32 protein-coding genes and 1 pseudogene are annotated in these 26522 nt (G+C 71.2%); 16 read left to right on the top strand and 17 right to left on the bottom strand.

The features are described 5' to 3' along the window. Window positions 1-20: 20 nt before the first annotated feature. Both JJ691_RS13105 and JJ691_RS13100 read right to left on the bottom strand, forming a co-directional pair. Window positions 21-512, bottom strand: coding sequence for an NUDIX domain-containing protein (locus tag JJ691_RS13105; protein ID WP_211769043.1), 492 nt, complete (start codon window positions 510-512; stop codon window positions 21-23). Between the two features lie 15 nt (window positions 513-527). Continuing rightward, window positions 528-1031: a GNAT family N-acetyltransferase gene (locus tag JJ691_RS13100; protein WP_211769042.1), complete on the bottom strand. Its 504-nt coding sequence runs from the start codon at window positions 1029-1031 to the stop codon at window positions 528-530. 83 nt (window positions 1032-1114) lie between these two features. Between JJ691_RS13100 and JJ691_RS13095 the strand changes: the two genes are divergently transcribed. Genes JJ691_RS13095 through JJ691_RS13085 form a run of 3 tightly spaced genes read left to right on the top strand, consistent with a single transcriptional unit; the run spans window position 1115 to window position 3092 of the window. After that, window positions 1115-1675 carry a winged helix-turn-helix domain-containing protein gene (locus JJ691_RS13095; RefSeq protein ID WP_249227881.1) on the top strand — a complete coding sequence of 187 codons (561 nt, stop codon included), beginning with the start codon at window positions 1115-1117 and terminating at the stop codon, window positions 1673-1675. After that, window positions 1672-2319, top strand: coding sequence for an SRPBCC family protein (locus JJ691_RS13090; protein WP_211769041.1), 648 nt, complete (start codon window positions 1672-1674; stop codon window positions 2317-2319). Before JJ691_RS13095 ends, JJ691_RS13090 begins: the two co-directional genes overlap by 4 nt. Before the next feature lie 11 nt (window positions 2320-2330). After that, window positions 2331-3092, top strand: a complete 762-nt coding sequence (locus JJ691_RS13085) for an SDR family NAD(P)-dependent oxidoreductase (RefSeq protein ID WP_211769040.1) — start codon at window positions 2331-2333, stop codon at window positions 3090-3092. Here JJ691_RS13085 and JJ691_RS13080 read toward each other — a convergent pair. From JJ691_RS13080 to yczR, 3 genes are read right to left on the bottom strand one after another with little or no spacing between them, the layout of a single operon-like run. Beyond that, window positions 3082-3405 carry a PASTA domain-containing protein gene (locus JJ691_RS13080; RefSeq protein ID WP_211769039.1) on the bottom strand — a complete coding sequence of 108 codons (324 nt, stop codon included), beginning with the start codon at window positions 3403-3405 and terminating at the stop codon, window positions 3082-3084. The two genes, JJ691_RS13085 and JJ691_RS13080, sit on opposite strands and share 11 nt — an antisense overlap. Before the next feature lie 46 nt (window positions 3406-3451). After that, the gene (locus JJ691_RS13075) at window positions 3452-4207 is read right to left on the bottom strand and encodes an SDR family NAD(P)-dependent oxidoreductase (protein ID WP_211769038.1); all 756 of its coding nucleotides are present in this window, start codon (window positions 4205-4207) and stop codon (window positions 3452-3454) included. Between the two features lie 30 nt (window positions 4208-4237). Then, a complete protein-coding gene (gene yczR / locus JJ691_RS13070) occupies window positions 4238-5659 on the bottom strand; it encodes an aminotransferase-like domain-containing protein (RefSeq protein ID WP_211771444.1) in 1422 nt (473 codons plus the stop codon). A 65-nt stretch (window positions 5660-5724) separates the two neighbouring features. On the opposite strand from yczR, the gene JJ691_RS13065 reads away from it, so the two are divergent. Continuing rightward, entirely contained in the window at window positions 5725-6888 is a 1164-nt protein-coding gene (locus JJ691_RS13065; RefSeq protein ID WP_211769037.1) for a trans-sulfuration enzyme family protein, read from the top strand. Window positions 6889-6981: 93 nt separating this feature from the next. Here the strand turns inward: JJ691_RS13065 and JJ691_RS13060 are convergent, their stop codons facing one another. The 3 genes from JJ691_RS13060 to JJ691_RS13050 form a co-directional block, all read right to left on the bottom strand. Then, entirely contained in the window at window positions 6982-8643 is a 1662-nt protein-coding gene (locus JJ691_RS13060) for a DUF6596 domain-containing protein (RefSeq protein WP_442912724.1), read from the bottom strand. Continuing rightward, window positions 8640-8966, bottom strand: coding sequence for a YciI family protein (locus JJ691_RS13055; protein WP_211769035.1), 327 nt, complete (start codon window positions 8964-8966; stop codon window positions 8640-8642). The genes JJ691_RS13060 and JJ691_RS13055 overlap by 4 nt, the downstream gene beginning before the upstream one ends. A gap of 80 nt (window positions 8967-9046) precedes the next feature. Next, on the bottom strand, window positions 9047-10255 hold the full coding sequence (locus tag JJ691_RS13050) for an alpha/beta hydrolase family protein (protein WP_211769034.1): 1209 nt from the start codon (window positions 10253-10255) through the stop codon (window positions 9047-9049). A gap of 91 nt (window positions 10256-10346) precedes the next feature. On the opposite strand from JJ691_RS13050, the gene JJ691_RS13045 reads away from it, so the two are divergent. The 3 genes from JJ691_RS13045 (at window position 10347) to JJ691_RS13035 (ending at window position 12853) form a co-directional block, all read left to right on the top strand. Continuing rightward, the gene (locus JJ691_RS13045; protein WP_249227880.1) at window positions 10347-10913 is read left to right on the top strand and encodes a TetR/AcrR family transcriptional regulator; all 567 of its coding nucleotides are present in this window, start codon (window positions 10347-10349) and stop codon (window positions 10911-10913) included. A 353-nt stretch (window positions 10914-11266) separates the two neighbouring features. Next, the gene (locus JJ691_RS13040; protein ID WP_211769033.1) at window positions 11267-12313 is read left to right on the top strand and encodes a trypsin-like serine peptidase; all 1047 of its coding nucleotides are present in this window, start codon (window positions 11267-11269) and stop codon (window positions 12311-12313) included. A 72-nt stretch (window positions 12314-12385) separates the two neighbouring features. Continuing rightward, window positions 12386-12853, top strand: a complete 468-nt coding sequence (locus tag JJ691_RS13035; protein ID WP_211769032.1) for a hypothetical protein — start codon at window positions 12386-12388, stop codon at window positions 12851-12853. On the opposite strand, the gene JJ691_RS13030 is transcribed toward JJ691_RS13035, so the two are convergent. Then, on the bottom strand, window positions 12850-13275 hold the full coding sequence (locus tag JJ691_RS13030) for a nitroreductase family deazaflavin-dependent oxidoreductase (protein WP_211769031.1): 426 nt from the start codon (window positions 13273-13275) through the stop codon (window positions 12850-12852). The genes JJ691_RS13035 and JJ691_RS13030 overlap by 4 nt on opposite strands. Before the next feature lie 86 nt (window positions 13276-13361). Between JJ691_RS13030 and JJ691_RS13025 the strand changes: the two genes are divergently transcribed. Beyond that, on the top strand, window positions 13362-14279 hold the full coding sequence (locus JJ691_RS13025) for an AraC family transcriptional regulator (protein ID WP_211769030.1): 918 nt from the start codon (window positions 13362-13364) through the stop codon (window positions 14277-14279). On the opposite strand, the gene JJ691_RS13020 is transcribed toward JJ691_RS13025, so the two are convergent. Continuing rightward, a complete protein-coding gene (locus JJ691_RS13020) occupies window positions 14276-15070 on the bottom strand; it encodes an SCO1664 family protein (RefSeq protein ID WP_211769029.1) in 795 nt (264 codons plus the stop codon). The two genes, JJ691_RS13025 and JJ691_RS13020, sit on opposite strands and share 4 nt — an antisense overlap. Window positions 15071-15077: 7 nt before the next feature. Beyond that, window positions 15078-15644 (bottom strand): DUF3090 domain-containing protein, encoded by a 567-nt coding sequence (locus JJ691_RS13015; protein ID WP_211769028.1) that lies wholly within the window; start codon window positions 15642-15644, stop codon window positions 15078-15080. A gap of 122 nt (window positions 15645-15766) precedes the next feature. Between JJ691_RS13015 and JJ691_RS13010 the strand changes: the two genes are divergently transcribed. The 3 genes from JJ691_RS13010 to mihF all read left to right on the top strand — a co-directional run bounded on the left by JJ691_RS13010 (window position 15767) and on the right by mihF (window position 19085). Then, a complete protein-coding gene (locus JJ691_RS13010) occupies window positions 15767-17710 on the top strand; it encodes a prolyl oligopeptidase family serine peptidase (protein ID WP_211769027.1) in 1944 nt (647 codons plus the stop codon). Then, entirely contained in the window at window positions 17707-18666 is a 960-nt protein-coding gene (locus tag JJ691_RS13005; RefSeq protein ID WP_249227879.1) for a S66 peptidase family protein, read from the top strand. Before JJ691_RS13010 ends, JJ691_RS13005 begins: the two co-directional genes overlap by 4 nt. A 107-nt stretch (window positions 18667-18773) precedes the next feature. Beyond that, the gene (mihF, locus tag JJ691_RS13000) at window positions 18774-19085 is read left to right on the top strand and encodes an integration host factor, actinobacterial type (protein WP_211769026.1); all 312 of its coding nucleotides are present in this window, start codon (window positions 18774-18776) and stop codon (window positions 19083-19085) included. Between the two features lie 7 nt (window positions 19086-19092). Here the strand turns inward: mihF and JJ691_RS12995 are convergent, their stop codons facing one another. The 3 genes from JJ691_RS12995 to JJ691_RS12985 are packed head-to-tail and all read right to left on the bottom strand — an operon-like array spanning window position 19093 to window position 21777. Further along, entirely contained in the window at window positions 19093-20181 is a 1089-nt protein-coding gene (locus tag JJ691_RS12995; protein WP_211769025.1) for a hypothetical protein, read from the bottom strand. A gap of 31 nt (window positions 20182-20212) precedes the next feature. Continuing rightward, on the bottom strand, window positions 20213-21136 hold the full coding sequence (locus tag JJ691_RS12990) for an SAM-dependent methyltransferase (protein WP_211769024.1): 924 nt from the start codon (window positions 21134-21136) through the stop codon (window positions 20213-20215). 20 nt (window positions 21137-21156) lie between these two features. After that, window positions 21157-21777, bottom strand: coding sequence for a class I SAM-dependent methyltransferase (locus tag JJ691_RS12985; RefSeq protein ID WP_211769023.1), 621 nt, complete (start codon window positions 21775-21777; stop codon window positions 21157-21159). 150 nt (window positions 21778-21927) lie between these two features. Between JJ691_RS12985 and JJ691_RS12980 the strand changes: the two genes are divergently transcribed. Together JJ691_RS12980 and JJ691_RS12975 are read left to right on the top strand one after the other, a co-directional pair. Beyond that, the gene (locus tag JJ691_RS12980; protein WP_211769022.1) at window positions 21928-22284 is read left to right on the top strand and encodes a hypothetical protein; all 357 of its coding nucleotides are present in this window, start codon (window positions 21928-21930) and stop codon (window positions 22282-22284) included. Between the two features lie 17 nt (window positions 22285-22301). After that, a complete protein-coding gene (locus JJ691_RS12975) occupies window positions 22302-22535 on the top strand; it encodes a hypothetical protein (protein WP_211769021.1) in 234 nt (77 codons plus the stop codon). A 6-nt stretch (window positions 22536-22541) separates the two neighbouring features. Here JJ691_RS12975 and JJ691_RS12970 read toward each other — a convergent pair whose 3' ends face one another. Then, a complete protein-coding gene (locus tag JJ691_RS12970; protein ID WP_211769020.1) occupies window positions 22542-22868 on the bottom strand; it encodes an antibiotic biosynthesis monooxygenase family protein in 327 nt (108 codons plus the stop codon). Between the two features lie 61 nt (window positions 22869-22929). Here JJ691_RS12970 and JJ691_RS12965 point away from each other — a divergent pair, with 61 nt between their 5' ends. The 3 genes from JJ691_RS12965 to JJ691_RS12955 all read left to right on the top strand — a co-directional run bounded on the left by JJ691_RS12965 (window position 22930) and on the right by JJ691_RS12955 (window position 24924). Next, complete coding sequence (locus tag JJ691_RS12965; RefSeq protein WP_249227878.1) at window positions 22930-23370, top strand: MarR family winged helix-turn-helix transcriptional regulator; 441 nt, start codon at window positions 22930-22932, stop codon at window positions 23368-23370. A gap of 5 nt (window positions 23371-23375) precedes the next feature. Beyond that, on the top strand, window positions 23376-24380 hold the full coding sequence (locus JJ691_RS12960) for an acyl-CoA dehydrogenase family protein (RefSeq protein ID WP_211769018.1): 1005 nt from the start codon (window positions 23376-23378) through the stop codon (window positions 24378-24380). 88 nt (window positions 24381-24468) lie between these two features. Next, a complete protein-coding gene (locus JJ691_RS12955) occupies window positions 24469-24924 on the top strand; it encodes a DoxX family protein (RefSeq protein WP_211769017.1) in 456 nt (151 codons plus the stop codon). A 28-nt stretch (window positions 24925-24952) separates the two neighbouring features. Here the strand turns inward: JJ691_RS12955 and JJ691_RS12950 are convergent, their stop codons facing one another. Next, entirely contained in the window at window positions 24953-25273 is a 321-nt protein-coding gene (locus tag JJ691_RS12950) for a CU044_2847 family protein (protein ID WP_211769016.1), read from the bottom strand. Between the two features lie 318 nt (window positions 25274-25591). Then, a pseudogene (locus JJ691_RS12945) lies at window positions 25592-26506 on the bottom strand (ABC transporter substrate-binding protein); the annotation flags it as partial. Between the last annotated feature and the right edge of the window lie 16 nt (window positions 26507-26522).

Here is a 26522-nt window from a genome sequence, read left to right as displayed (position 1 = left end):
CTGCGGCATCTGACTACGGATCAGAAGGCCGTCACTGGCTTGCCGGCCGCGCACAGTGCCAGCACGCCGGTGGCCCGGGCTTCCAGGGCCACGCTGATTCGGCTGGCCAGACCGGGATTCACCAGGGACATTGCCTCGTCGAGGGTGAAAAGGCTGGCCGACACGATCTCCGGATCGTGGAATCGGAGCGCCGAGACGGCGGTGTCCGTGATGATGCCGCCGTCGAAGATGAAGGCGAGCCCCTCCGGCATGGGGGCGGCCTCTGGAATGTGGTCGATCACCAGTAGCCGGCCCAGCACAACGTCGATTCCGAGCTCTTCGCGCACTTCGCGGACGGCGGTGGTCCACGGGGCTTCGTGCGCCTCGACCGAGCCGCCGGGGATCTCCCAGTTCGGTTTGTAGGACGTCTCGACGAGAAGGACCCGGGAGTTCGGGTCCCGGAACAGCACACCTGCGGCGGTGCGCTTGCGGTTCAGCTGAGCCGCGTACTCGTCGAAAGGCAGCAGGTCCATGGTGTCGCTGCCCGCTCAGACGCGGTCGAAAGGTTCGGCGTAGGCGAAGGGGCCGGTGAGGGCGGGGGTGTACGCGGTCAGGGGGCGGACCTGGAAGTGGGGCTGCCAGGCCGGGTCGGGAGGCAGGACGCCATGGAGGTTGCTGAGGACGAAGCCGAAGCGGTGGTAGTAGCCGGGATCGCCGAGCAGGGCGACGAGGGGTTCGGAGAGGGCGTCGGCGGCGCCGAGGACGGCGTGCACGAGGGCACTGCCGACACCACGGGTGTGGTGGTCGGGATGGACGCTGAGCGGACCGAGGCCGAGCACCGGGGCGGACGAGACGTGGGCGCGGGTGCAGAGGACGTGGCCGATGACGGTGTCCGAGGAGTCCACGGCGACCAGGGAAAGCGCTGGTAGCCAGCCTGGATCGGCCCGGAGCTCGTCGACGAGGCGGGCCTCGGCGGGCGAGGGGGCGAAGGCGGCGGCGGTGACCGAGCGGATGGCGTCGACGTCGGCGGGGGTCTCGCGGCGGATCAGCACGACGTACGTCTAACCGGCCGGGACGGCCTGGGCAACCGGAATACGACCTTGACAAAAAATATTGTCAAGGGTGGACTGGGGTGGTGCGGGACATCGAGGTGATCGAGGAGCCGGCGGCGGCGGTGGTGGCGCTGGACCCGATGCGGGCGAGGCTGCTCGCCGAGCTGAGGGAGCCGGCCTCGGCGGCGGCGCTGGCGGCGAAGGTGGGCCTGACCAGGCAGAAGGTGAACTACCACCTGCGCCAACTGGAGGCCCACGGCCTGGTGGAGGTGGCGGAAACGCGCACCTGGGGCGGCCTCACGGAGCGCCTGCTGAGGGCGACGGCGGCGGGCTTCGTGGTGGCGCCGGAGCCGGTGGGCGCGCCGACCCGGCCGAACCCGAGGTCGGCGGACTTCCTGATCGCGCTGGCGGCCCGCACGGTCCGGGAGGTGGGCCGGCTGGCCAGGCGGGCGGCGGCGGGCAACAGGGCCGTGCCGGTGTTCGCGCTCGACACCGAGATCCGGTTCGCCACGCCGGCCGACCGGGCGGCCTTCGCCGACGAGCTGACGGCGGCGGTGTCGAAGGTGGCGGCGAAGTACCACGACGAGCAGACGCCGGACGGCCGCTGGCAGCGGGTCGTCATCGGCGTGCACCCACGGCCATGAGCGAGGAGAACATCGAGATCCCGGCCAGCCCCGAGCAGGTCTGGGCGGCGATCACGACCGACAGCGGAGCCTGGTCGTTCCAGGTGGACATCGACGGCGACACGGCGCGCTTCCACCGCGAGCCCTTCGCCCCGGACGCCACGGCCACGGTGACGGCCTGGGAGCCGCCGCACCGGTTCGCCTACGAGGACCCGACCTTCGCCACGGAGATCCTGGTGACGGCCCGCGACCAGGGCAGCTGCGTCGTACGGGTGGTCAGCAGCCTGCGAGTGGAGGGCGAAGGCTGGGACGACATCGCTGAACAGGCCAGCAAGGGCTGGGCCATGACCCTCCAGGTGCTGCGCTGCTACACCACACACTTCGCGGGCATGCCGTCGGCTCGTATCGACCTGATCAGGCCGGTCGACCGGCATGCCGACATCGCGGGAAACCTCCCGGTCGACGGAGTGATCGAGCACCGCGGCCCGGCTTTCACGCTGCTGCGCACGACAGACCCGTGCCCGGGGATGTTCGCCATCTCCTGCTTCTCGATGGACGCGGCCACGCTCTCGGTCAACGTCACCGGACGTCTCTACGGCCCCGACGCCGAAGCCAGTGTCGCGACGGAACGGTCGCGCTGGCACGACTGGCTCACCCGAATCTGAAAGGAACCCCCATGCTGCTGGCCGGCAAGAACGCCATCGTCTACGGCGCCGCCGGAGGCATCGGCACAGCGATGTCCACAGCCTTCGCACGCGAGGGCGCGAAGGTCCACCTCACCGGCCGCACCGCCCAGACGCTCGACGCGCTGGCCGACAAGATCCGTGCGGACGGCGGCCGGGCCGAGACTGCGGTGGTGGACGCCCTCGATGAGCAGGCCGTCGACAACCATGCCGACGCCGTGGCCAAGAACGACGGCAGCGTCGACATCTCCGTCTGCGTCATCGACATCGCCGACCACCAGGGCACTCCCCTGGCCGAAATGGCGCTGGCGGACTTCGAGCGGCCAATCCACAACGCCGTCCGGTCCACCTTCCTCACCGCCCGCGCTGCCGCCCGGCACATGATCCGGCAGCGTTCCGGCGTCATCCTCACGTTCGGCGGCGACGGCGGCGGCGAGCCGATGCGGGACTACTCCATCGGCGGACTCCAGGTCGCTCTCAACGCCGTCGACTTTCTCCGCCGCCAGCTCGCCGCCGAACTCGGCCGGCACGGCGTCCGCGTGCTCGGCCTGCACACCGGCGGCATCGCCGAGGGCCTGCCCGCCGACCTCAAAGCCGCCCCGGCGATCACCGAGATGCTCGTCGCCAAGACCATGCTCAAGCGCGCCGCCACGTTCGCCGACGTCGGCAACGTCGCCGTGTTCGCCGCCTCCGACCTGGCCGCCTCGATGACGTCGACCTCGCTCAACATCACCTGCGGCGCGGTCAGTGACTGACGGAGCACTTCTCCTGGAGCTTGACCACCGTGAGGGTGACGGCGGTGGTGGAGGTGAGCGGAGCGCCGGCGGCGGGATCCTGTTTGCACACCTGCCAGTTGGTGGGCCACACGACCTTGCGGTGTTGGCCGGTGCCGTCGACGAAGGTGAGGTGGGTGCCGAACGGCACGGCGCCCTCGGCCTCCCACAGGGTCTTGCCGACGACGGAGGGCATCAGGCCGTCACGGGGCGAGCCGGGAGCAGCGGCGGCCGGGACGGTGGTGCAGGCCATCAGGGCCAGGGCGGTGGCGGCGACAAAACGAGTCTTCCTCATGCTTCCGGCGTACCAGCGGTCACGGGGCCCGGGAAGGGATGCCACCCTACAGGTTGACGCCGCCGGTGACGTCGAGCTTGGCGCCGGTGATCCAGCGGGCGTCGTCGGAGGCCAGGAAGGCGACGGCGTCGGCGATGTCGGGGACCCGGCCGATCCGGCCCAGGGCGGTCAGGCCGATGTTGCGGGCCACGTTGGCGGGATCGGCGAGCACGTCGGCGGTCATGTCGGTGTGGGTGAAGCCGACAGCGACGGCGTTGACGGTGATGCCGCGCGGCCCCAGGTGCTTGGCCAGGGTGTGGCTGAACACGTCCAGCGCCCCCTTGGTCATCGGATAGGCGATGCCGTGGGCGGAGGCGACCCGGGTGGAGACCGACGAGACATTGATGATCCGCCCGCCGTCGCGCAGCCGCGGCAGCAGCCGCTGGGTGAGGAAGAACGGCGCCCGGACGTTGACGGCGATCATCCGGTCGAACTCCTCGGGGGTGAGCGCCTCGATCGGCCGGCCCATGATGTTGAGGCCGGCGTTGTGCACCAGGATGTCGATCGCCGACTCCCCGAGCTCGGCGTCCAACCCGGCCACGAGCGTGTCGACGTCGCCGGGCACGCCGAGCTCCGCGCCGACGATGAACGCCCGGCCGCCGGCGTCGGTGATGGCCGTCGCGGTCGCGCGGGCGGCCACCTCGTTGCCGCCGTAGTGCACGGCGACCAGGGCGCCGTCCCGGGCCAGGCGTTCGGCGATGCCCCGCCCGATGCCCCGGCTGCTCCCGGTGACCAGTGCGACTTTTCCGTCCAGGTTGCCCACATCCACCCCTTAGGTTAGGTAAGCCTAACCTTAGACCACGAGGGCGTGCAGCGCAGGCCCCGGTCCGGCGGCGGGGCGGTAGTCATGCCATGCGGTGGCGATGCGGCGCAGGCACTCGGTCATCTGATCGACGGAAACGGTGAACGGCAGCCGCACGAACTCGGCCCCGCCGCCGAGGGCGACGCCGGGCAGGATGGCGACCCCGTGTCGCAGCGCGACCTGGGCGAACGCCGACGCGTCGCCGGCCGGCAGTCGCACCCACAGACACTGCCCGCCGGCCGCCGGCTCGAACGTCCAGTCGGGCAGGAGTTTGCCCAGCTCAGCCCGCAAATGGTCATGCCGCGCGCGGAGCTCGGCGACCCGGTCGGCGATCACCGGTTCCAACGCGGGCAGCAGATCGGCGACGGCCAGCTGCTCCAGCGCGGCGCCGCCCATGTCGTGAATGGCCTTGACCCGCCCGAGCTGGGCGATGTCACTGGCCGAGCCCCGGATCCAGCCGACCCGGAGCCCGCCCCACAGCAGCTTGCTGGCGGAGCCGACCGTCAACGCCGGCCCGTACGAGGCGAGGCCGGGCGGCCGCGAGCCGTCGAAGGACAGGTCGGCCAGCACCTCGTCGTCGATCAACGCGGTGCCGGCTGCGGCGGCGGCCTCGACCAGCCGCCGGCGGACCAGCCCGGACAGGGTGGCGCCGGTCGGATTGTGGTTGGTCGGATTGACGTAGGCCAGCCGCGGCCGATGCTCGGCCAGGGCGGACGCCAGCTCGTCCCCCGGCGTGGAGGTGATCACGGCCGCGGCGTCGCGGAACAGCTCCAGCGCACCGGGATAAGTCGGCCCCTGCACCAGCACGTGATCGCCGGGAGCCAGGAACAGGCGGGCGATCAGGGCCAGGGCCTGTTGCCCGCCGGTGGTGACCAGGATCTGGTCGGACGTCGTGGGCAGGCCCTGCCGGCAGTAGTGGTCGGCCAGTGCGGCCCGCAGCGCCGGCAGCCCCAGCGGGTAGTAGCCGATGTCTCCGGTGGGCAGCCGGCCGATTGCCCTGGTCAGCGCGGCGGTCAGCGCCGGCGGCGCGTCCTGCGGCGCGGCGCACCCCAGCGACAGCACGTCGTCGAACGGCTCCAGGTAGTTCAGGAACAGCGGGTTCACCGGCGGCACCGCGTTCGGCCGGACCCCAGAGCACACGGCCGGCTTGACCCAGGTGCCACGGCCCTGGCGGCGGTCGACCTTGCCGTCCTGCCGCAGTTGCTCGTACGCGGCGACCACGGTGCTGCGACCCACCGCCAGCAGCTGGGCCAGCACCCGATCCGGCGGCAGCATCGCGCGGGGCGGCAGCTCCCCGGAGTCGATGAGCCGCCGCAGCCGCTCGGCCAGCAGCAGGTAGAGCGGGCCCCGGCTGGCCGACCACCGGCCCAACTGGGCCACCAGCCGGTCCGCCGGCCACGGGATTGGCTCCATCACCAAACCAATCTAGCCGGGATTGGCGCTGTCCCCCGCCTCGGGCGAAGACCAGGCTCGAAGCCATGGAGCCAGCGACCCGCGTCGTCCACCAGCACACGCCCGTGATGCCCAACTCGCGCCCGATCAGCGTGCCCATCTACCAGGCGTCGAACTTCGCGTTCGACGACCCGGACGCTCTGGCCGACGCGCTCAACGCCCCCGACCAGGGCTTCGCCTACAGCCGCTACGCCAACCCGACGACCCGCGCGCTCGAGGAGACGGTCGCGGCGCTGGAAGGCGGCACCGCCGCCGTGGCCACGGCCTCGGGCATGGGGGCCATCTGCTCGGCGCTGATGGGCGTGCTGAAGACCGGGGATCACGTGATCGCCCAGAGCTGCCTGTACGGCGGCACCTACGCGGCGCTGGACTACCTGCGCGAGCACTACGGCGTCGAGGTCAGCTACCTCGCCGGCGAGGACCCGGCCGAGGTGGCGGACGCCGTGCGGCCGACCACCCGGATGCTGTACCTGGAGACGATCACCAACCCGGTGACCCGGGTGGTGGACCTGCCGGCGTTCCTGGACGCCGGCAAGCAGGCCGGGCTGCTCACGGTCGTGGACAACACCTTCGCCACACCGCTGCTGTGCCGGCCGATCGAGCACGGCGCCGACGTGGTGGTGCACTCGGTCACCAAGTACCTGGGCGGCCACTCCGACGTCACCGCCGGCATCCTCGTGTTCGCCGACGAGCAGCGCTACCGCCACGGTTGGCACCACACGATGGAGATGGGCGCGGCCATCGACCCGTTCGCGGCGTGGCTGACGTTGCGTGGCATCCAGACCCTGGCATTGCGGATGCGTCAGCACTGCGCCAACGCCGGCCGTGTCGCCGAGCTATTGTCCGCCCACCCGTCGGTGGAGGCCGTGCACTACCCGGGCCGGCCCACCCATCCCGACCATGAGGTGGCCAAGCGGGTGCTGGCCGACTTCGGCGGCGTGGTCACGTTCGACCTGGCCGGCGGCCGCGACGCCGGCTACCGGTTCACCAAGGGCCTGCGGCTGGTGAAGCTGGCCGCCTCGCTCGGTGGCGTGGAGAGCATGACCCTGCACCCGGCCAGCACCTCGCACCGCCAGCTCGATGCCGACGCCCTGCGGGCCGCCGGCATCGGCGAGGGCACCATCCGGCTCTCGGTCGGCATCGAGCACGTCGACGACATCTGGGCCGACCTGTCGCAGGCCCTGCCGTAGCCGTCATAAACGCCACATGTGCGCCACATTCGCGCCTTTCCGCCACATGTGGACCACATGTGACGGAAAGGTCAGGCGAGATGTGGCGAAAAGTCAGGCCAGTTTGAAGGCCAGTTCGGTCTCCCACCTGGACATGTCCGGCTGCACCCGGGGATCGGTCTTGTAGATCTCCAGCCGGCTGCCGAAGCGGTCGCCCTCCGGGGTCGGCTTGACGTCCCAGCGCAGGCCCTGGGCGTCGGCCCACGCGTTCAGCTCGGCGGTCACGCCCATCAGCTCGCTCGGGTGCCCGACGTGGGTCACCGACACGTAGCGGCCGGCCGGCAGCACGTCGTAGAACACCTCGCCGTCGCCCTCGACCGGCGCGGCCACCGGGAAACCGGCCTCCACCACGAGTTCCCGGGCCATGTCGATCACCAGGTAGCGGAAGAACGGCGCGCCGACCGGCTCCAGGCCGCGCTCGGCCAGCCAGCCGTGGACGCCGGCCATCCGGTCGGCGATCTCCGGGAAGGTCTGCATGGTCACGGTGCGCCTGATGCCGACGTAGGGCTGCTCGCCCCGTTCGATCACGGTGGGCTGCACGGCCCGTCCTCTCATCTCGTCGATTCGCTTGGTCAGGAAGCGGCGGTCGGCCTCGGCGACCGCCAAGCCGAGCGCCTGCTCGTACGCCATCGCCGCCTCGGCGTGTCGGCCCAGCCGCCGCAGGAAGTCGGCGCGGGTCGCGGGCAGCAGGTGATATCCGGGGATCTCGAGGCCGTCGAGCAGACGAAGGCCGGCTGCCGGGCCCTCGGCCATGGCGACCGCCGCCGCGTGGTTGAGCCGCACCACCGGCGACGGCACGAGCTCGGCCAACTGCTCGTACAAGCCGGCGATCAGCGGCCAGTCCGAGCCGGCCGCGTGGCTGTCGGCGATGGCCGCCTGGAGTTGGTACGGCCCGAGTCGCTGTTGCCGCACGGCCCGGGCCAGCGCCTGCCGGCCTTCGGCGATTTGCGTTGCGTCCCAACGGCTTCGGTCCTGGTCGGCCAGCAGCACGACATCACCGTGATCATCGAGGCGGGTGGCGCGGCGGGCGTCGTGCAACAGCATCAGGGCCAACAGCCCGCCGGCCTCCGGCTCGTCCGGCATCAGCTGCGCCACCAGCCGGGCCAGCCGGATCGCCTCATCGCACAACGGCCGGCGCTCGGGCGTGCTGTACCCCTCGTTGAACATCAGGTACAGCACGCCCAGCACCGCGGTCGTGCGCTCCGGCAGCAGATGGTCCGGCGGCACCCGGTACGGGATGCCGGCGTTGCGGATCTTGGCCTTGGTCCGGCCCACCCGCCGCGCCATGGTCGTCTCCGGCACCAGGAACGCGCGGGCGATCTCGGCCATGCTCAGCCCGGCCAGCGTGCGCAGCGCCAGCGTCACCTGGGCCTCGAAGGCCAGCGCCGGGTGGCAGCAGGTGAAGATCAGCCGCAGCCGGTCGTCCTCGACGCCCTCGGTCGGTTCCGGGGTGTATGACGTCACGGCGACCTCCCGCAGCTTGGCCGCGCCGACCGCCGCCCGGCGCATCCGGTCGGTGGCGCGGTGCCGGGCGATCGTGGTCAGCCACGCGCCCGGCTTGCGCGGCACGCCCTCGACCGGCCACTGCCGGACCGCGGCCGCGAACGCCTCCTGCGCGCACTCCTCGGCCAGGTCCCAGTCGCCGGTGACCCGGATCAGCGTGGCCACCACCCGGCCCCACTCCTCGTGGAAGGCGGCGGCGATCGGGTCGGTCACGGCTGGAACAGCGGCCGGATCTCGATCATCCCGTAGCCGGCGGCCGGGTGCCGGGCCGCGATCTCCACGGCCTCGTCCAGGTCGGCGCACTCGATCAGGACCAGGCCGCCGATCTGCTCCTTGGTGTCGGCGAACGGCCCGTCGGTGAGCAGCACCTGCCCGTCCCGCACCCGCACGGTCGTCGACTCGGCCGGCGGCCGCAGCCCGGCCCCGCCGCGCACCACGCCGCGAGCCGCCATCTCCTCCGACCAGCCGCCGCAGCCCATCGCCAGCTCCTCGGGCGTGGGCTCGTGGTCGCCGGCGATCAGCAACGCGTACTGCATGGGGTCCCTCCTCGGATCGGTGGTTCTCACCGACACGTCGAATCGAACCACCCCGATCGGACACTTTCCCGCCGAGAACCTCAGGCCGTGAGCGTGTCGTCGAGCCAGTCGCAGATGCGGGCGAACGCCAGCCGCTGCGCGCCGACGTGGCAGTGCGCGTCGGCGCCCTCCGCCGCGGTGAACTCCAGCAACGTCTTCGGGCAGGTCAGGTGCTCGTAGAGGGCTTCGGGCTGGCCGGTGAAGAACAGGTCGTCGGCGGCCTTGCAGACCAGGGTCGGGCACTGGATCCGCTCGGCCAGGCCGTCGCCGAGGTGGTAGCCGACCATGCTGGCCATGAAGGCGCGCGGCGTCGCGGTGCCGGTGACGAACATGCCGTGGTTGAGCGCCCACCGCATGGTTTCGTTGGTGGCCACGGCGTTGGCCAGGTACTGGTCGAGCTCGGGGTCGGAGTCGGCGCGCAGCCGCCGCAGCATCTCCTCGTCGGTCTGGCCGCCCATGAACGCCACCCGCGCGTCGTAGACGCCGTCGATCGCGACCAGCGCGGCCAGGCGGTGCTCGAAGGCGGCCGCCCGCGGCGCGAGCTCGCCGCCGAGGCTGACGCCGATCAGCGCGATCTTGTCGTTGTCGACCTCGGGCAGCTCCTGGGCGAAGTCCACGACCGGGCCGACGACGCGCTCCCAGTCGGGCCGGAACGGCAGTCCCTTGCCGTGGGTGGCCGACGGCATGCCGGGACCGTCGAAGACCAGCACGTTGTAGCCGCGTTCGACCGCCGCGGTCACGCCGCTGAAGTGCATCTCCTCGGCCGAGCCGTCGAACCCGCTGTGCATGAGCAGGGTCGGCCGAGGCGTGCCGGCGTTGTCGACCCGGTAGAAGTAGCCGGACAGCGTCGTGCCCTCGTACGGGATCTCGACCGGCTGGATGGCCGGCTCGAACAGCTCGGCGGCGGCCCGGAAGCACTCCACGCTGCGGGCGTAGGCGTGCTCGTGGCGCGGGTCCGGGGTGTGGCTGTGCAGGAAGAACTCGGACGACCGGTAGTAGTTCGAGGCCCGCAGGAAGGCGTCCCGGGCGCTGACCCGGTGGCCGCCCTTGAGCGACTTCTCGCCCTCAGCCGCGACCCACTCCGCGGTGGCCGTCCACTCGGCGTACCAGCTCTCGTAGTCGCCCTCGACGATGCGGTCGGAGGTGGTCAGCACCTCGCCGAAGTCCGCGCCGCCGTAGGCGATGGCGCCGAACATCCGGAGCGTCTCGAACCAGAACTGGGCGTTGTCCGGGAACAGCAGCTGTCGCACGATGGCCTCCACTAAGGCAAATCCGTTGCTTTAAGGCGACGGTAGCGCGGGGCCGGCGGTAAAAGCAACAGCTTTGCTTTAAGCTGGCGGGGTGACGGACGAGGAACCGGTGCGACGGACCGGCGGGCGTAGCGCGCGGGTCGTGGCCGCGGTGCACCAGGCGGTGTCGGAGCTGATGGACGACCCCGAGGCCGAGGTGACCATCCCGGCTGTGGCCAAGCGGGCCGGGGTCAACCCGGTCAGCGTCTACCGGCGGTGGGGCACCCGTGAGGGCCTGCTGGCCGACGTGGCCGTCGCCCGGCTGGAGCGGGACTCGCCACTGCCCGACACCGGCACGCTGCGCGGCGACCTGCTCGCCTGGATCACCTTCGCGATCGAGGACCTGGCCACGCCGTTCGGGCGGGCCTTCCTTCAGGCGATGGCCCTGTCCATGCCGGCCACGCCGGAGGCCGACGCCGAGCGCAGCGCGCACCTGCGCCGCCGCATCGTGGCCGTCCAGGAACGGATCTTCGACCGGGCCGCCGCCCGCGGCGAGCACGTGCCGAACCCGGGCGACATCCTCGACGTCGTGCTGGCGCCGCTGTACCTGCGGGCCCTGTGGGGCGCCCCGCCGCCCGACCCGGTCGTCCTGGTCGATCGCCTGCTGACCTTGAGCTGACGGATGCCGGACCTTGCTGCGGATGCCCGCTGTGGCGGCGCAGTGACCGTAGCCATTCGACATGAGACGACCGGCCCACACCCTTGACCCGCGTGGCGACGGCCATTCTCGCCCGGTCGGTTCGCGCCGTTCGTCGGGTTCTGACATGTCAGTGATTCCCGCACCCGCCACCCGTTTGTTGGAATTGCGGCGCATGCGCCGGACGGGCCAGCGTTTTGTTTGCCCATTGTGAACGACCCTTGACGCATTTGGCACGTCGACCCGTAAAGTCCGATCGGCGGCGTTTCCGGGGGGTGTGTCGCCGCTAGCGTTGTCCAGGCAATTTCGAGTTCATTTCGGAGAGGAAATAATTCATGAAATTAATCGCATTAGGCTCGGTCGCGGCGGCCGCCCTGCTCGCCGCGGCCCTCACCACCGCCACCGCCAGCGCCGGGACCGGCTCCGACGTGGTGTCCGGGCCGGCCGGGCTCAGCCCGGAGGTGGCCGCCACCGCACACGGCTCCGGCGTCGACGCCCACCAGCAGGCCCTGGCCGCGTACTGGACACCGGAGCGCATGAGAACGGCCAGACCGGAGAGCGAGATTCCGGCGGTCAGGAACCAGAAGGGGGCGGCCCCGGCCGCGCAGAGCGAGCCCGCCGGCCCGGCCGGCCACGTCGCGGCGGCGGCGCCCAAGGTCGAGCCCAAGGCGTCCACCGCCGCCGGCGGCTCGTCCGAGGTGGCGCCGGCGGCGTACAACCCGGGGTACCCGGTCGGGCACCCGGTGGCCCGCACCTACGGCAAGGTGTTCTTCACCAGCCTGGGCCTCGACTACGTCTGCTCGGCCACGGTGGTCAACACCGAGGGCAAGTCCGAGGTCTGGACCGCCGGCCACTGCGTGTCCGACGGCGGGGCCTGGAACACCAACTGGACGTTCGTGCCCAACTACGCCAGCGGCTCCGCGCCCTACGGCTACTGGTACGCCTACCAGCTGTGGACCACCACGGCCTGGTTCAACAACAACGGCGACTTCGCCAACGACGTCGGCTCGGCCGTGCTGTACCGCAACAACGGCTCGCGGATCACCGACTACCTGGGCGGGCAGGGCATCGCCTGGAACTACCCGATCGGCCAGTACGTGTACGCCTTCGGCTACCCGCAGGCCGCGCCGTTCACCGGCTGCTGCCTGTTCGCCGAGAACGGCGCCACCTACAACGGCGGCGGCGGAACCATCTTCATGGTCAACTACATGACCGGCGGCTCCTCCGGCGGCGCCTGGCTGATGTCGTTCGACGGCAACTGGGGCTACATCAACGGACACAACGATTTCAAGAACACGTCCCTGCCCCAGTACATGTACTCGGCGTATTACGGCAACCAGGTGCTGAACCTGTACAACAGCGTTCGTAACATTTCCACCTGATTTAGCCCAACCGGGCGTCGGTCGGCTTTGGCGTGCAACCCGAAAGCCGACCGACGCCGTCCCGGAGGCATGATGCGAAGAATTCCCGCCGTCCTCGGCCTGCTGCTGCTCACCGCGGCCTGCGGCACGGCTCACCCCGGCGCGAGCGGCGGCCCCGACACCCTGGTCGTCTCCGCGGTCGGGCCGCCGCCGACCTCCGTGGTCATGTCGCCGCCGCCCTCCGCGTCCGTCGGACTCAACCACGCCATGCCCGATCCCTCCGTCGTCGACCTGAAGAAGACCCGCTTCACCCAGGCCACCCCCGGCGCCGGCAACGAACTCGTCGTCCAGTACACCGCCTCCGGCCGCGCCGAGTGCGCCAAACTGGGCCGAGTCGACGTCACCGAGTCCGCCGATGCCGTCACCGTGACCGTGCTGCTGGGCCAGGTCCCCGGGGTCAACTGCGCCGGCCCACAGCCCATGATCGCCGCGATCTTCCAGACCACCGTCACCCTCAAGGCCCCGCTCGGCAGCCGCCCGGTCCACGACGGCGCCAGCTAACTGACGCGCTCCAGCTCGATGACCGGGATGACCCGGTCGGTGTTGCTCTCGTACTCCTTGAACTGGGGCTGGGCGGCGATCTGCTTGGCGTAGATGTCGTCGCGCTCGGCGCCGGACAGGACGCGGGCGACGACAGGGAAGCGGTCGGTGCCGTACTCGGCCTCGGTGCGGGGGTTGGCGACCAGGTTGTGGAACCAGGCGGGGTTCTCGGGGCTGCCGCCCTTGCTGGCGAAGATGAAGATGCGGTCGCCCTCGACGTAGGGCACCAGGGGGGTCACGCGAGGGGTGCCGGACTTGGCGCCGATGTGGTGCACGAGGACCAGCGGGTAGCCCTCGGCGATGCCGCCGGCCTTGCCGCCGTTGGCCCGGAATTCGGCGATGACCTGCCGGTTCATCTCGTTGAAGTCGATCGAGTCGGTCATGTCATGACCATATGGGGCACAGGATGGTCTGATCGATAGCTAGATCGACCACATCCATATCCGATTGAATCACTACGATGGCTGACATGGACTTGCTGGGTGACCTGCTGGCGGTCGGCGGGGTGCGCGGGGCCTTGGGGGCGCGCATCGAGGCGGGCGGCAGTTGGGGACTGTCGTGGCACAAGATGCGCGGCGCGGCGTTCTACGCGGTCACCTCGGGCACAGCCTGGCTCTGCCGGCACGACGAGGAGCCGGTGCAGCTGATGCCAGGCGACGTGGTCCTGCTACCGAGCGGAACGCCACACGCAGTGGGCAGCACCCCCACCGAAGCGCGAGCCCCACGCCGTGACTGCGACGGCAGCGCGATGGGCGACGGCAGCGTGCTGCGGTTGGGAACGGGCGAGGTGCAGACGCATGTCCTCGGCGCCTGCTACGAGTACGACCCCACGGTGACCACGCAGGTCATGAACGCGCTGCCGGCGGTGCTGCACATCCGGGCCGACAACGGCGGCACCGGCCTGGACGACACCGTCCGGCTGTTGGCGAGGGAACTGGCGTGCCCGCAGGCCGCGAGCTCGTACGTGCTCAACCGGGTGGTCGACATCCTGCTGGTGCAGGCCTTGCGAGCCTGGTTGGCCGGCAAGCCGGACGAGGTCCGCGGCACCTACCTGAGCGCGCTGACCGACCCCGTGGTCAGCGCCGCGCTGGCCGAGCTGCACCAGGAGCCGGCCCGGTCATGGACCACCGAGTCGCTGGCGTCCAAGCTGACCATCTCCCGCAGCACCCTGACCCGTCGCTTCCGCGCCGTGACCGGGGCCGCCCCGGCCGACTACCTCACCCGCTGGCGCATGGACCTGGCCGCGACCCGCTTGCGGGACACCGACGACACCCTCGACGCCATCGCCCGCTCGGTCGGCTACACCTCGGTGTACGCCTTCAGCCGCGCCTTCCGGCGGTCGAAGTCGCAGGCCCCAGGCCAGTTCCGCACCGCAACGCGGGCCTAGAACGCCGGCCAGGGAATGGCCGGCCACTCGCCGGAGGGTTTCGGGTAGACGCCGGCGGCCAGCAGCAGGTCGGTGCGGGTGATCACGGCGGAGACCTCGCGCCGGGTCAGGTGCTCGGACAGCTGCTCGGCGACGTCGCCGTCCAGCCCAGCCCGCAGCTTGCGCAGCGCCTCCACGGCCTCGGCTGACAGCGGCTCGCCGAGCCAGCCCCACAGCACGGTCCGCAGCTTGGTCTCCGCGTGCATGCAGATGCCGTGGTCGACGCCGTACACCGCGTCGGTCGCGGTGTGCAGCACGTGCCCGCCCTTGCGGTCGGCGTTGTTGACGACGACGTCCATCGCTGCCATCAGCCGCAGCCGGGGGTGGTCGGCATGCACGAGCACGGCGGGGTCGCCGTACCGGTCGGTGGCGTGCAGCACGCCCTTCCAGCCTGCGGGCACCTCGTCGGCCGCCACGATGTCGATCAGGTCGGCGTCCTCGTCGGTGTCCACCCACAGCTGCACCATGCCGGGCCCGAACGGGCCGGGGCGTAACACCGTGGGCGGCACGAGGTCGAAGCCGGCGGCCTGGGACACCAGGTAGGTGGCGACCTCGCGGCCGGCCAGCGTGCCGTCGGGGAAGTCCCACAGCGGCCGCTCGCCGTTGATCGGCTTGTACACGCAGTTGGCCTGCACGCCGTGCCGGCTGATGGTGCCGAACAGCGTCGCGTTGGACGCGTCCACCAGCCGGCCGGTCACCTCGATCCGACCGCGCTCGACCAACTCCAGCGCCCCGGGGTCGGTGGGCAGCACCGCGGGCTCAGCTGTCCTCGGTGCGACGGTAGCCGTTCTGCCTCGGGCAGACGTGACCACTGGGGTCGAGCGGCTCCTCGCACAGCGGACAGGGTTTGCGGCCGGCGTTGACGACCCGGTCGGCGCGGGCGGCGAAGGCGCGGGCGGCCGGCGGCGTGAGGAACACCCGGACGGCGTCCGGGCCCTCCTCGGTGTCGTCGAGCACGACCGCCTCGTCCACCTCCTCCTCGGTGACGGCCAGCAGCTCGACCACCACCGCGGTGGACTCGGCGTCCCAGCCCAGCCCCATCGTGCCGACCCGGAACTCCTCCTCCACCGGAACCGCGAGCGGGTCGGTGTCGATGAGATCGTCGGGCGCGCTGTCGGGCACCTCGGCGTCGAAGCGCCGCTGCACCTCCTCCAGCAGCGAGCCGATCCGGTCGGCGAGCACGGACAACTGCGTTTTCTCCAGCACCACGCTCACCAGCCGGCCGTCCTCGGCCGCCTGGAGGTAGAAGGTGCGGTCACCAGGTTCCCCGACGGTTCCCGCTACGAACCGGTCGGGCTGGCGGAATACATGAATGACACGAGCCATGGCAGTAATGACCCTAAGGCACGCGGCCCGCCACGGCCGCACGTCCCCTCCCGTTCACAGCCATGATCGCTGTGAGCGGACGGCACCCACGGGAACCGGCCCCGGTTGGTTAGGGTCGTGCCGTGGTGAAGATCGCGTCGTACGGAGCGTGGACCTCCCCGTTGGCCGCGCGGGACGTGGCCAGGGCGGGCGGGTCGATCCAGTGGGTGGACCTGCACGACGGGGAGACCTGGTGGGCGGAGAGCCGGCCCGAGGAGGGCGGCCGGGTGGTGCTGATGCGCTCCGGGGCCCCGGGCGAACAGCCCCGGCAGGTGCTGGCCGCGCCCTGGAACGCCCGCAACCGCGTGCACGAGTACGGCGGCCGGCCGTGGGCCTTCGTCGGCGGCAAGATCGCTTTCACCCATTGGGCGGACCAGCGGGTGTACCTGGTGGACCCGGACGACGCGGCCGCCGCTCCGGAGCCGATCAGCCCGGCGCCGGAGCGTGAGCACGGCTTCCGCTACGCCGACCTGACGTCCAGTCCGGACGGCGCCGAGGTGTGGTGCGTGCGGGAGACGCAGTTCGGCGACGCTCCCCTGGACGTGCGCCGCGAGCTGGTGGCGCTGCCGGTCGACGGCTCGAAGCCGGTGCGGGTGCTGGCCGCCAGCCATCACTTCATGTCCGCGCCGAAGCCGTCGCCGGACGGCCGGCGGGTGGCCTGGCTGGGCTGGGACCACCCGGCGATGCCGTGGGACGGCACCGAACTGTGCGTGGCCGAGCTGAGCGAGGACAGCGAGGTCGGCGAGCACCAGGTGATCGCCGGCGGCCCGACCGAGTCGGTGTGCCAGTTCCGTTGGGAGACCCCGGATGCGCTGCTGGCGCTGACCGATCCGCAGGGCTGGTGGAACCTGCACCGGATCACCCTGGACGGCACGGCCACCAACCTCGCGCCGTGCGAGGAGGAGCTGGGCGGCCCGCTGTGGCGGCTGGGCAGCAGCTGGTTCGCGCCGCTGGGCGGCGGCCGGCACGTGCTGATCCGCGGCAGCGCGCTGGCCGTGCTGGACGAGCGCAGCGGCACGGTCACCGACGTGGAGACCGACCTGCCGATCTGGCTCGGGCAGATCGCCGCCGAGAACGGCGTGGTCGTCGGCATCGCCGCCGGCCCGCGCCGGGAGGCCGCGGCGGTGCGGCTGGACCTGTCCACCGGCGAGACCGTGGAACTGACCGCCGGCGACCCGCTGCCGCTGGCCGAGGCCTACCTGCCGCCGCCGCAGGCGCGGATCTTCACCAGCCCGGACGGCGAGCGGATCCCGGCGTTCGTGTACCCGCCGACCAACCCGGACTTCGCCGCCCCCGAGGGCGAGCTGCCGCCGTACGTGATCCACGTGCACGGCGGCCCGACCGGCGACGTGGTCGGCACGCTGAGCCTGAACTTCGCCTACTTCACCAGTCGCGGCATCGGCGTGGTCGCGGTCAACTACGGCGGCTCCACCGGCTACGGCCGGGAGTTCCGGGAGCGGCTGCGCGGCCAGTGGGGCGTGGTCGACGTGCAGGACTGCGGCGCCGTCGCGCAGGCCCTGGCCGACGAGGGCACCGCCGACCCGGCCCGGCTGGCGATCCGCGGCGGCAGCGCCGGCGGCTTCACCACCGCGGCGGCGATGACCATGCCGTCGCCGTTCGCCTGCGGCAACGCGATGTACCCGGCGGTGGACATGGTCGCCTTCGCCAGCGGCGAGACCCACGACTTCGAATCCCGCTACCTGGACGGGCTGATCGGCCCGCTGGCGACCTCCCGAGAGCTGTACGTGGAGCGCTCCCCCAGCGCGCGGCCGGACCAGCTGGCCGGGCCGATCCTGCTGCTGCAGGGCCTGGAGGACGAGGTCTGCCCGCCGGCGCACACTGAGGCGTTCGCGCGGGCCATCGCCGGCCGCGGCATCCGGCACGCCTACATCGGCTTCGCCGGGGAGCAGCACGGCTTCCGCCGGGCCGAGACGATCATCGCGGCGCTGGAGGCGGAGCTGTCGTTCTACGGCCAGGTGCTGGAGTTCGAGCCGATCGACGTGCCGCGGCTGGCGCTGGACACGTGACCGGCGACCGGGTCGGGGCCGTCCGAGTCCCAGCAGACCGGATTAGGGCCGACCGGCTGCGGCCCGGCGACCTGGTCGCCCTGGTCGCGCCGGCCGGGCCGATGCCGCCGGAACTGCTCAAGGCCGGCGTCGAGATCATCCAGTCGTGGGGCCTGCGGGTGCGGATGGGCAAGCACGTGCTGGACCGCCATCCCACGTTGAACTACCTGGCCGGCGCCGACGAGGACCGGACCGCCGATCTCCAGGACGCCTGGTGCGACCCGGAGGTGGCGGCGGTGTTCTGTGTCCGCGGCGGCTACGGCTGCCTGCGGATGGTCGACCTGGTCGACTGGACGGCGATGGCGGCCGCCGGGCCGAAGCTGTTCGTCGGCTCCAGCGACGTGACCGTGCTGCACGAGCAGTTCGGCGCCCGGCTGGGCCTGGTGACGCTGTTCGCGCCGATGCTGGCCACCCAGGCGTTCGTCGAGGACGAGGCGGCGCAAGGGCACTTTCGCTCGACGGTGTTCGATCCTGACTCCGTTCGGGTGTTGACCCGGCCGGGCGCGGGGCCACTGGTTGCGGGCCACGCCTCGGGTGTGGTTGTGGGCGGCAATCTCAGCCTGCTGGGCGCTGGGCTGGCCGCGCGGGGGGCCGTGCGCCCGCCGGACGGCGCTGTCGTGGTGCTGGAGGACGTGAACGAGGACCCGTACCGGCTGGACGTGATCCTCACGAAACTGCTGCGTGCGGGCTGGTTCGACGGTGTCGCCGGCATCGCGCTGGGCTCGTGGACGGGCTGCGGCGACCTCGCGCACGTGCGCGCCACGATGCTGGACCGATTGGGTGGACTGGGCGTGCCGATCGGGTGGGAACTGGGCTTCGGACACCGGCCGGCGGCGCTGACGGTGCCGCTCGGCCTGGTCGGGGACCTGGACGCAGAGGCCGGAACTCTCACGATGAGGGTGCCCGCGTTGCGCTGACCGGGTGGTTTCTTTCGCAGATCGTCGAATGCCCGTGCTCGGAGCCCGGTCGAGGCCATTATCGGAACTCGCCGCAACGTCACGGCATCGACGTCGAAGGGATCACCATGGCTCTGCCCGCACTCACGGCCCAGCAGCGTGCCGACGCGCTGGCCAAAGCTCAGCGAGCCCGCAAGGCCCGCGCTGATCTGCTGGCCGGTCTCAAGGCGGGGACCGTGCAGCTGCCGGAAGTGTTCGAACGCGCCGAGACCGACGAGGTGGTGCGCAAGACGCGGATCATCGCCGTCATCAAGGCGTTACCGGGGGTCGGCCCGGTGCGGGCCGCCGAGCTGATGCGCGGCTGCGAGATCGCCGAGTCGCGCCGGGTCGGCGGTGTCGGCTCGGCGCAGCGCAGTGCCCTGCTGGCGGCCGTCAGCTGAGCACCGATCAGCCCAGCACGTTGTCGATCGACCACATCATCGAGCGGTCGCCGCCCCAGCACCGGTGCAGCCGGTCGCGGTGGCCGGCCAGCGCGGCGGCGTAGTCCAGGTCGCCGTCGGCCAGGAGCGTCGCGGCGTCGAGCAGTTCCGGTAGGTCCGCCCGGATCCGGGCGGCCGACATGCTCGGCGCGCGTGGCCCCTCGTCGTCGACGTCCGCCGGGTTCGGACCGAACTGGGTGTAACTGGGGAAGCGGGCGCGGTCCGGCAGCACGGAGTAGAAGGGCACGCCGTCGTTGAAGTAGAACTCCGGCCAGCGGTTGCCCGACAGGCACAGCCACGGGGTGCCGGCGGCCAGGGCGGCCATGCCGAACCCGGTGTGCGGCGACAGGAAGACCTTCGACGCGCGGACCAGTGTCAGCTGGTCCCGCAGCGGGAGGTCCAGCGCCAGCCGCGCACCGGGCACGGCGGCCGCCAGCCGCTCGTACTCGGCGCGGTGGTAGGTCGTTCGGGTCCGGCCGTCCTCGGACAGCTTGCCCAGCAACCGGAATTCCGTGCCGGGGAGGCGATCGGCCAGGGCGGTGAGGATCAGCTCCCAGGACGTGATCGTCGGGTACATGCTGCGCTGGGCGCTGCCACCGAGCAGCACCGTGAACCCGGATGTGGTTTCCGGCTCCGGCAAATCGAGTCGCAGCGGCTGCCGCGGCTGGTACGAGGGCCCTTTTTTGGTGCCAGCCCAGCCCTTCTCGCCGGTGAAGTAGGCGTCGGCCTGGTCGTAGTAGGCGGCCAGGCCCGGGAAGAACTCCCGCTGCGCCGGCTGCGTCAGCCGGACGTCGTTGACGACGTGGTCCCAGTCCCGGCCGATCTTCTCCAGCTGGTCGCGGGCATCGGTGGCCGGGTCGAACAGGTCGAGCCGGATCGTGTGCACCTCGTCGATGAACGGGCACCACGTCGCCATCTCCGCCGGCGTGTCCGCGTTGAGGACCACGCCGATGCGCCGGCTCGGGTCGGCCGCGTGGTAGCCGAGGCTGTAGTGCAAGGCCTCGACGGCGTGGCCCACCGGCTGCGCGTAGACGAAATTGACCAGAACCGACTCCATGGCGTCGATTCTGTCGACGCCGTCGAGTGAATTACGCCCTGGACCTCATTGGCAGATCACCGCTGACGTAGAGCACGTCGCCCATGCGCATGTCGTCGTCCCCGAGCGACGAAAGGCCGTGGGCGGCAAGCAGGTCTCGGATGCTGGTGGCGTCCAGCACCCAGCCGAGATCGGTCAGGTAGGGAGCCGCTTCGTTGCGCTCGCCGTAATAGCGCACCCTCGCCATGTCGGCGTCGAAGCCTTGCGCACGCCAGCTCTCGGAGATGCGGTTCAGGCGTTCCTTCGTCCTGTCCTCGTCCCCTGGGCGCGGGTTGGGCTTGCTTTCGGTGGCCACCCGGCTGCCCGGCGCGCTGAGTTCGGTGATCGTGTCGAGCAGGCGGTCCTGTGCCTCGGGTGGCAGATAGCCCAGCAGGCCTTCGGCGCTCCACGCGGTCGGTCGGGCCGGGTCGAAGCCGGCGGTGCGCAGTGCGGCGGGCCAGTCGTCACGCAGATCGACCCCGGCCACTCGCCGGTCGGCTGTGGGCTCGGCGCCCAGATCGGCCAGGGCACGGGTCTTGAAGGCGATGACCTGTGGCTGGTCGAGCTCGTACACCACGGTCCCGGTCGGCCAGGGCAGTCGGTACGCGCGGGAATCCAGTCCCGAGGCCAGGATCACGGCCTGCGTGATGCCCGCGCCGGTCGCGTCGAGGAAGAAGTCGTCGTAGAACTTGCCGCGTATCTTGGCGATGTCGATCCACGCCTGGTCGATGACGCCGTCCGGGGCGACTTCGCCGGTCGCCAGCCGGGTCAGGGCTTCGATGCCGACGGCCCGGACGAGCGGTGCGGCGAACGGGTCGGCGAACAGCGATCGGTCCTGGCGGGTGGCCACCGCCCGGGCCGCCGCGGCGCCGGTCGCCGTCGTGCCGACGCTGGAGGCCAGGTCCCAGCTGTCGCCGTCCTGCCTGGTGGAAGTCATGTTCCGCGCCTTCGTCGGGTTCAGGGCTTGCGAGCGGCCAGGAAGAGGTCGTGCTCGGGGCGGATGGCGGTGTCGGCCGGCTTGTACTCGACGAGCCGGTCCCGCACGATCTCCAGTCCGACGGCGCTGATCCGGTCGAGGAACGTCTCGCGCAGGTAGCTGCTGACGGTGATGGGGTGGCCCATGAACTGCGTCTGCCGACAGTCGGAGTCCGACGGCACGGTGGCCAGCAGGAAGATGCCGCCCGGAGTGAGCCAGTCGGCGAACTTCGCCAGCGCGGCGTCGATCTCGGCGCGGGTCAGCTGGAACAGCGAGAAGAACGCCGTCACGGCGTCCCAGCTGCCGCCCGGATAGGTCACCGTGCGCAGGTCGGCGACCTCGAAATGAGCGGCGGGCACCTGGGCGCGGGCGATCTCGACCATCTGGGACGAGGCATCGAAGCCGCTCACATCGTGGCCGGCACCGGAGAGCAGTTCGGCGGTGGGGCGACCGGTGCCGCTGCCGACATCAAGCACCCGGGCCCGGGGCGGCAGCTGGGTGAGCAGCCAGTCGATTTCCTCGCGCCGCGCGGCCAGGTCCGCGAACGCTGTCTCGTAGTCCTTGCCGACTAAGTCATACAGTTCTGCTGCGGAGAGCCCCATGGGCTCACGCTATCGAGTCGGCGGCCCGCCTCGGGTCGGATTCGGCGCGGTGGATCAAGTAGCGGGTAGCAGACAAGCCCGGGAGGGTACCCACCACAGGCGGCTAGCGTGCGCCAGGACTGAGGGGAGCGGCTTGTGGTCGGGTGGCAGGTGAGGACCGCGCGGGCGGTCATGTTCGCGCAGGCCGTGGCGTCGCTGGGAATCTGGGTCGTGCAGGTGTTGACGACCATCGTGCGCCTCGGCCACAACCAGGAAGTCCCGGGGTCGGTGTGGCTGGTGCTCGTGGTCAATCCCCTGATCACGATCCTGGTCGCCGTCGCGGCGGCCTTGCTGACCCGGCGTTCCTGGGCGCGCGGCCTCGCGGTGGTCATGGAGGTGGTGGGTGTGGTGAGCGCGCTGGTCAGCGTGTTCACCGGGTTCTACCAAGCCGTGATCGCGATTGTGCTGGCCATCGGGGTGATCGTGCTGGTGACTTCCAGCTCGCCGCGCCCCGCCCACGCCGCGTGAGGATGAGAGGTCCTGCCGTGTTCCGATTCCGCCTGGCCGCCCTCACCGGCGCTGTCGTGCTGCTCCTCACCGGCTGTGCCGGCCCGCCGCCGGAAGTCTGTGACCAGAACTTCTGCACCGGCCCCGGCTACTGGCCCGACACCGCCACCCAGATCGAGAACGGCTTCGTGGCTGTCTTCAGCGCGGTCGGCGTGGTGCCGATCGTCCCCCGCAGCGCCAACGGCCCGGCCCGGCGGACGATCGGACAGTAGCCGCCATCAGCGACTGTGCACGGCCTCAACGGTGTACGTGTGCGGCTCGAAGGACTCGGCGACCTCGGCGGCGGCCGCCAGGTGGGGCTGGGCGACGGGGTCGGCGAGCATGGCCCCCATCGCCTCGGCCGAGGTCCACTGGGCGTAGTTGACGACCCGCACGCCGTCGGTGCTGGCGTGGATGTTGGCCGAGACGAAGCCGGGCATGCCGGCGACCACCTCGTCGGTGGCCTTGGACAGCAGAGCGACCAGCTCGGCCTGGCGCTCGGGGCGCACCGTGAACACGTTGATCAGGGTCGTCACCGGCTGGGTCGGGTCGATGGTGGTGGCCACGGCGTCTCACTCCTTGGATGTCAGGTTCCTTACATGGCCGATTCTGTGTCAGGATCCTGACGTGAGTCAAGCCCGAAACACCGAGCTCCGTCCCGGCTACCTGGTCAAGCGGGTGCAGCAGCTGATCCGGCACGCCGCCGACGTGGAGCTGCGCAACGCGGGGCTGTCGATGTCCCAGTACGCGGTGCTCAACGCCCTGTTCGAGCACCCGGGCGCGTCGTCGGCCGAGCTGGCCAGGCGGTGCTTCGTGACCCGGCAGTCCCTCCAGGACGTGCTGTCCGGCCTGCGCAGCGCCGGCCTGGTGGTGGTCGCGGAGAAGGCTGTGACCGGCCGGGCCCGGCCGGCCAGCCTCACCAAGCTGGGCCGGCAGCGGCTGGAACACGCCGAGAAGGTGGTGGCGACGGTGGAGAACCGGATGCTGGCCGGCCTCAGCCCGGACGATAGGGGCCGGCTCACAATGCTGCTGATCCGGTGCGCGGAGAACCTGTCCGACATAGGTTGACAGGTGTGAACGAGCTGGTCGCCCGGGCCCGGGCCATCGCGGACGAGGTGCTGTTCCCGGCGGCGGCCGAGGTCGACCGCAGCGGGAAGGTGCCGCGCAGCCACTTCGACCTGCTGGCCGCCGACGGCTTCTACGGCATCGCCGTGGACGAGGCGCTGGGCCTGCCGGAGACGGTGGCGATCCTGGAGGCCTTCGCCGGCGGCTGCCTGGCCACCATGTTCACCTGGATCCAGCATCACGGCTTGACCCGCGGCATCTACGCCTCGACCAATGAGCCGCTGCGCGAGCGGTACCTGGCGGAGCTGGCGGCCGGCCGGCTGCGCGGGGGCGTGGCGTACGCGGCGGTGATCCCGCCGACGCCGAAGGTGCGGGCCAGCCGGGTGGACGGCGGCTACGTGTTCGACGGCGAGGCGCCGTTCGTCAGCGGCTGGGGCGTGATCGACCTGCTCCAGGTGGCCGGCCGCGACGGCGACACCATCGTCAGCGCGGTGATCGACGCCGTCGACGCCCCGGGCCTGACCCACGAGCCGCTGACCCTGGTCGCGGCCCAGGGCACGGCGACCGTGCACCTGAAGCTGGCCGACTTTTTCGTGCCCGACGAGCGGATCTACGCCACGGTGCCGTACGAGGACTTCGTCGGCGGCAGCGCGGCGTTCGCGTCCCGGCTCAACGGCTGTGCCCCGCTGGGTGTGGCCGACCGGGCGACCCGGCTGATCGAGGAGGCCGGCCAGGGCGCGGTCGCCGACCGGCTGCGCAAGGAGATCGACGACGTCCGGGACCGGCTGGACGGCGGCCTGATCGACCAGGCCTCCATGCCGGCGGCCCGGGTGGCCGCCGCCGAGCTGACCTACCGCTGCGCCGGCGCGCTGGTCGCGGCGACCGGCAGCCGGGGCATCCTGGCCGGCAGCCATGCCCAGCGCCTGGTCCGCGAGGCCACGTTCCTGCTGGTCGCGGCCGGTCGGCCAGAGATCAGGACCGGCCTGCTGGCGACCTTCGGAAAAATCTCCTGAAAAAGTCCGGGCGGCATGTCGATCCGGGGCAGGGCTCATCCGACGCAGTGGTGAGAGCACGAGAGACCACCACGATCGGAGCACCGAGATGACCGCGATCGCCGGCACCGCCCAGACCACCACCACCACCACCAAGGCAGCCAAGGCCAAGGCCCCGCTGGCCACCAAGATCGGCCGCGGCATCAGCGCCTTCGTCGTGCTGTTCCTGCTGTTCGACGCCGTGATGCACCTGTCGAACCCCGACTTCGTGGCCCAGTCCTTCCAGCAGCAGGGTTTCCCGGCCTACGCGGCGCTGGTGACCGGCCTGCTGGAACTGGGCTGCCTGGTGCTCTACGTCATCCCACGCACCGCAGTGCTGGGCGCGCTGTTCCAGACCGCCTACCTGGGCGGGGCGTTCTGCGCCAACCTGCGGGTCGAGGCACCGATGTTCTCCACCCTGCTGTTCCCGGTCTACATCGGCATCCTCGTGTGGGCCGGCCTCTACCTGCGCAACGCCGCCGTCCGCACGGCGCTCGGCGTGGACATCCTGGCCAAGCGCCGCTGACCCACCCCCGAAGCCCTGGCCGGCGAGGTCAGGGCTTTTCGGCTGCCCACTTGAGTTTCACCTCGAAGTGCCCCTGCATGCCGGTCCGGGCGATCACCGCCCCGGCCTGGGCGTCCAGCTTGAGCCCGAACTTCAGCTCGATCTCGTCCGGCCGGCTCGGCATCTGCACGAACTGCGTCACCGCCGCCGCGGCCGCGTCCCGCACCTGCGTCAGGGCCTGCTCCAGCGACTGCGAGGCGTCCCGCACCATGTCCCCGACCCGGCCGGCCCGCTCCAGGCCCGGCGCCGGCTCGACCTCGACCAGCACCGATCCCCCGCCGTCCAGCGGAATCCGCATCACCTCGGTCATCAACTCTCCTTCTGCTCAGCCGCACGCGGACAGGGTGGGCGGGTCGGCCAGTCCGAGACGGACGTTCTCCAGACCGTCCAGAATGGTGTCCAGGCGGCTGGGGTCGCCCAGGTATTCCAGCACCGCCCGGGAGAAGGCGTCGGCCATCTCGGCCGGCATCACGTCGGAGGCGTCCAGACACAGCACGTCGGCAGTGGTCAGGGCGCTCCCGATGGCCTTGCTCACGGCATCCTTGTACACGCCGGCGTCGAGCACCGTGCGGTTGACCGAATAGGCGCGGCTGCCCTGCTGGGCCGGCCACACGGCCTGGGCCGGGCCGCCGGCGAGGTACGTCATGAAGTCGCGGGCCAGGGGATTGTCGGTGAACAGGCCGGCGAGGTTCACCGAGACCTCGAAGGTCCTGGGCCCGACGGCGGGATTGAGGCTGGGAAACGGGAAGAAGTCGTAGCTGGCCGACGGCGGATAGGAGCCGGGGGCGAAGGAGCCCTGGTGCTCCAGCAGACAGCGGTTCTGGGTGGCGAACATCTGCTTGCCGGCGTCGCCGAAGTACGTCAGCAGCGCGGCGGAGCGCACGGACTGCTGGCCCTGGGCGGCCAGGAGTTGGCCCCACGCACGCCAGGCGGCCTCGACCTCGGACGACTTCCACGACAGGCCGCCGTCGGCCCACAGGTCGTAGGCCGCGCGGCCGGACTGGTGCAGCAGGATGTCCTCGATCCAGTCGGTGCCGGGCCAGCCGGAGGTGGAGTACGCCTCCATGCCCAGGCACCATGTGTTGGGCGCGCCCTTGGCGGTGTAGTCCAGCAACTCGGACCAGTTCGACAGCCGCAGGCCCGGGGAGGTCTTGGCGTTGAACCACACGATGCTCTTGAGGTCGGCCTTCACCGGCACGGCGTAGGTGTTGTTCTGCGAGCCCAGCTTGAGCAGTGTCCGCCACTGGCCGCTGTACGCGGTGGCGTCCAGGCCGGAGACGGTGCGCAGCTGGCCGGCGGCGGCGTAGCGGGCCAACTCCCCCGGGCTGGACAGGATCGCCACGTCCGGCGGCTGTCCTTTTTGGACGTCGGCCCGCAGAACCTGGTTCACCGCGGGCGTTCCGGTGTAGTTGATCGTGACGTGGTCGGCGGTCTCGAAGTCGTGGAACATGGCCCGGAAGGACTGCTCCTCGGCGCCGGTCCACGGCCCGAGCACGGTGAGTTCGGTCGTCGCGGGCCCGCAGCCGGTGAGGCAGCCGGCCATCAGGACGGCGACAAGG

Origin of the sequence: Kutzneria sp. CA-103260 (genome assembly GCF_018263855.1) — a bacterium.
Taxonomy (GTDB): domain Bacteria; phylum Actinomycetota; class Actinomycetes; order Mycobacteriales; family Pseudonocardiaceae; genus Kutzneria.
The sequence above is the reverse complement of the archived record's forward strand: the minus strand, read 5'-3'. Positions and strand labels throughout refer to the sequence as shown.

Excerpts from the sequence above, each read along its gene's own strand:
- JJ691_RS13105 (WP_211769043.1), bottom strand. The coding sequence starts at position 512 with ATGGACCTGCTGCCTTTCGACGAGTACGCGGCTCAGCTGAACCGCAAG.
- JJ691_RS13090 (WP_211769041.1), top strand. The coding sequence starts at position 1,672 with ATGAGCGAGGAGAACATCGAGATCCCGGCCAGCCCCGAGCAGGTCTGG.
- JJ691_RS13085 (WP_211769040.1), top strand. The coding sequence starts at position 2,331 with ATGCTGCTGGCCGGCAAGAACGCCATCGTCTACGGCGCCGCCGGAGGC.
- JJ691_RS13080 (WP_211769039.1), bottom strand. The coding sequence starts at position 3,405 with ATGAGGAAGACTCGTTTTGTCGCCGCCACCGCCCTGGCCCTGATGGCC.
- yczR (WP_211771444.1), bottom strand. The coding sequence starts at position 5,659 with ATGGAGCCAATCCCGTGGCCGGCGGACCGGCTGGTGGCCCAGTTGGGC.
- JJ691_RS13065 (WP_211769037.1), top strand. The coding sequence starts at position 5,725 with ATGGAGCCAGCGACCCGCGTCGTCCACCAGCACACGCCCGTGATGCCC.
- JJ691_RS13055 (WP_211769035.1), bottom strand. The coding sequence starts at position 8,966 with ATGCAGTACGCGTTGCTGATCGCCGGCGACCACGAGCCCACGCCCGAG.
- JJ691_RS13040 (WP_211769033.1), top strand. The coding sequence starts at position 11,267 with ATGAAATTAATCGCATTAGGCTCGGTCGCGGCGGCCGCCCTGCTCGCC.
- JJ691_RS13035 (WP_211769032.1), top strand. The coding sequence starts at position 12,386 with ATGCGAAGAATTCCCGCCGTCCTCGGCCTGCTGCTGCTCACCGCGGCC.
- JJ691_RS13030 (WP_211769031.1), bottom strand. The coding sequence starts at position 13,275 with ATGACCGACTCGATCGACTTCAACGAGATGAACCGGCAGGTCATCGCC.
- JJ691_RS13025 (WP_211769030.1), top strand. The coding sequence starts at position 13,362 with ATGGACTTGCTGGGTGACCTGCTGGCGGTCGGCGGGGTGCGCGGGGCC.
- JJ691_RS13015 (WP_211769028.1), bottom strand. The coding sequence starts at position 15,644 with ATGGCTCGTGTCATTCATGTATTCCGCCAGCCCGACCGGTTCGTAGCG.
- mihF (WP_211769026.1), top strand. The coding sequence starts at position 18,774 with ATGGCTCTGCCCGCACTCACGGCCCAGCAGCGTGCCGACGCGCTGGCC.
- JJ691_RS12995 (WP_211769025.1), bottom strand. The coding sequence starts at position 20,181 with ATGGAGTCGGTTCTGGTCAATTTCGTCTACGCGCAGCCGGTGGGCCAC.
- JJ691_RS12990 (WP_211769024.1), bottom strand. The coding sequence starts at position 21,136 with ATGACTTCCACCAGGCAGGACGGCGACAGCTGGGACCTGGCCTCCAGC.
- JJ691_RS12985 (WP_211769023.1), bottom strand. The coding sequence starts at position 21,777 with ATGGGGCTCTCCGCAGCAGAACTGTATGACTTAGTCGGCAAGGACTAC.
- JJ691_RS12955 (WP_211769017.1), top strand. The coding sequence starts at position 24,469 with ATGACCGCGATCGCCGGCACCGCCCAGACCACCACCACCACCACCAAG.
- JJ691_RS12950 (WP_211769016.1), bottom strand. The coding sequence starts at position 25,273 with ATGACCGAGGTGATGCGGATTCCGCTGGACGGCGGGGGATCGGTGCTG.